Annotated in this window: 3 protein-coding genes; all 3 read left to right on the top strand. The window is 51.0% G+C overall.

Going from position 1 to position 1,878, the window contains the following annotated elements; all coding sequences use genetic code 11:
* Positions 1 to 188 precede the first annotated feature (188 nt).
* The 3 genes from KOR42_RS26145 (at position 189) to KOR42_RS26135 (ending at position 1,580) form a co-directional block, all read left to right on the top strand.
* Entirely contained in the window at positions 189 to 425 is a 237-nt protein-coding gene (locus KOR42_RS26145) for a hypothetical protein (protein WP_146512734.1), read from the top strand.
* A 159-nt stretch (positions 426 to 584) separates the two neighbouring features.
* On the top strand, positions 585 to 995 hold the full coding sequence (locus KOR42_RS26140; protein WP_146512733.1) for a hypothetical protein: 411 nt from the start codon (positions 585 to 587) through the stop codon (positions 993 to 995).
* 96 nt (positions 996 to 1,091) lie between these two features.
* The gene (locus KOR42_RS26135) at positions 1,092 to 1,580 is read left to right on the top strand and encodes a hypothetical protein (protein ID WP_146512732.1); all 489 of its coding nucleotides are present in this window, start codon (positions 1,092 to 1,094) and stop codon (positions 1,578 to 1,580) included.
* Positions 1,581 to 1,878: the final 298 nt, after the last annotated feature.

Below are 1,878 nucleotides of genomic sequence, written 5' to 3'. Positions count from 1 at the left end.
TCTTCGCATGCGAATACGGCTCGACATACTTGCGTCCAATCCGAAGCGACAGCTTTGCCACTTCCAACAACACATTCGTTCGTGGGGAATCACTCATCACCAGATTTTAGCGCATTCTCATCTCAGATTCCAGAGATGTTTTCAACAATGCAAACTCGGATCTAAAAAAATCGGCCCGAACTGCGCTTTTGGAATTGGTACGACTGTCGCGAAACGCACTCGATCATTACACCATCCACGGCGCTCGCGGATTTCGGGACGCATTCAAAAAGATGCTCGCGGAACTCATGGAAGTCTATCTTGATGAAGGGAAGGACGTCACTAAAACCAAATGGTGGGGTAAAGCTGTAAATCACGCGAAAACCGTTGATGTCGTGGCGGCGAAACTACTAAAATACAAACCACTACTTGAGAACGCCTCATAGATTTTCATCGGGTCTAGCTGACCATCGCTACGATCGCCATGTAACAATGTGATCAACCGAAGTCGCGGTAGCCGGGCGATTTCGCAATGGACAATCAACTCCCGCGACTCGGTTATCGCGGTCGTTATCTGACTAATCAACACATGGTGAGCTTTTGACATGAAGACACGAACAAAGCGAATACTGATCGTAGCAGCTGTGGTTTTCGTTATGGGCTGCTCGATTGCCGGATGGACCGCTGTCAAGGTCGTTGCATGGGCTCGCGATCTACCGAACCGTGTGGTGATTGATGGTGATGCAATCGCAAACGCATTCGGACAGGCGACGACCGACTCGTATCATCTTGCTCTCCGTGACGGCGACGCAGCTATTCAGCTGCAGGTTCTCGACGAACAATTCGCGCCGCTGATTCGCCAGGACGACGAAGGCGCCGCGTGGATACTGAACGAATACGGCGACGACATAACTGCACTTGTTGATTCAGACGATCCCGGAGTGTCAGACGCGGCTTCCTACCTGCTTTCGATGCTTGATGCCGAACCCCAGCCCCCAACTCCAGACGCCAGATAACAAAATGTTGCACACGGAGTCGCGGGTCGCGCGGCTTTCCGATGATTGAATCGTTCGCCGCGACCCGGTGAACATTGGCGTTATCCAGCACCGAGAATGATGTTACCTTTCGAAGATCCAAGGTGGAATGAGCTTTCGACATTCTATGATGACGATCTGGCGTCGGTCGTTCACGAATGGTCGATGGCTGTAGGCTTCGACCAGGAATCCGACATCTACCACAGATTGTTCAATTTGTATCTTCACCAAAACACGATAACGAATTCTGCATTTGTCGTCGTTCCATACGTCGTCAAACACTGCCAGTCCGTTTCAGCAGAAGACCGAGCGGGCTATCTAATTGATGTCGCGACTGTCGAATACTGTCGCTTGCGACACGGATGCTGGGACGGAAGTCCAGAATTGGATTGGGCGATGCAGAGCTATAATGATTCGATTGAAATTGCTCAAGAATTGGTGGAGAGTGTGCTTGACGAAGGAATTGATCCGGAACTGGCTGCCGAATTGCGAACTCTTCAACCAGTCCTGTATGGAAACCTAGAAATGGCAATTGAACGCCAGGCCAGTCGCGATAATGCTGGATAACAAAAGCGTGAACCGGAGTGGCGATTCACGCCGAATTTGATATCAACGTCAACCGTCGCCACCCGGTTACGCTAAACGTTACCCGTCTGAAATTTTGACATGCAAAATCGCGGCATCCTGGCGTGCTCCCCATTTTCTGATCCAGATGTTATGAGAGTCAACCGACCGATTTTGGTTCGAGGAGACTTTGATGACGAAGCGACGACGACGTAAGCCTGAGCAGATTGTGAAGCTGTTGCAGGAGGGGCAAGCGATGTTGGCGGCAGGAAAGTCGCTGGCTGAGGTGTTGCAGAAGCTG

It is taken from the genome of Thalassoglobus neptunius, from assembly GCF_007859735.1.
GTDB classification, from domain to species: Bacteria; Planctomycetota; Planctomycetia; order Planctomycetales; family Planctomycetaceae; genus Thalassoglobus; species Thalassoglobus neptunius.
This window is presented reverse-complemented; position numbering and strand designations above follow the sequence as displayed.

Coding starts and splice junctions, on each gene's coding strand:
- KOR42_RS26140 (WP_146512733.1), top strand. CDS start 585: ATGAAGACACGAACAAAGCGAATACTGATCGTAGCAGCTGTGGTTTTC.
- KOR42_RS26135 (WP_146512732.1), top strand. CDS start 1,092: ATGATGTTACCTTTCGAAGATCCAAGGTGGAATGAGCTTTCGACATTC.